This is a genomic window from Halomonas sp. SIMBA_159, assembly GCF_046536035.1.
GTDB lineage: Bacteria > Pseudomonadota > Gammaproteobacteria > Pseudomonadales > Halomonadaceae > Vreelandella > Vreelandella venusta_A.
The window spans coordinates 1-251 of sequence record NZ_JAWJBT010001137.1 but is presented as its reverse complement, the minus strand read 5'-3'; the positions used below and the strand labels follow the sequence as shown (position 1 = coordinate 251).

The window sequence follows — 251 nt, the reverse complement described above, 5'->3', positions numbered from 1 at the left end:
ATCATAAGGAATTGATATGTCAACTACCGGTAGGCAGTCGGTAATTCATGTTGTAAGTAGTTTAAAAGTCGGGGGGGCAGAACGTTTTGTTATCGACTTATGCCAGGAGCAGGTCGGGCAGGGGTTAAACGTTGCTATTTTATCTTTCGGCCTTGCAGAAGACACCTTGGTGCCGGTGTGCCACGAACATCAAATTCCGCTGACGATTACAAACGGTAAAGGCTGGCGCGCGCAGAAACAAAGGTTACAGC

At 47.8% G+C, this 251-nt stretch carries 1 protein-coding gene; it reads left to right on the top strand.

Going from position 1 to position 251, the window contains the following annotated elements; translation table 11 throughout:
- Window positions 1–16 precede the first annotated feature (16 nt).
- A partial coding sequence (locus tag R0J87_RS22815) for a hypothetical protein (protein WP_498889211.1) occupies window positions 17–251 on the top strand: 235 nt, incomplete at its 3' end.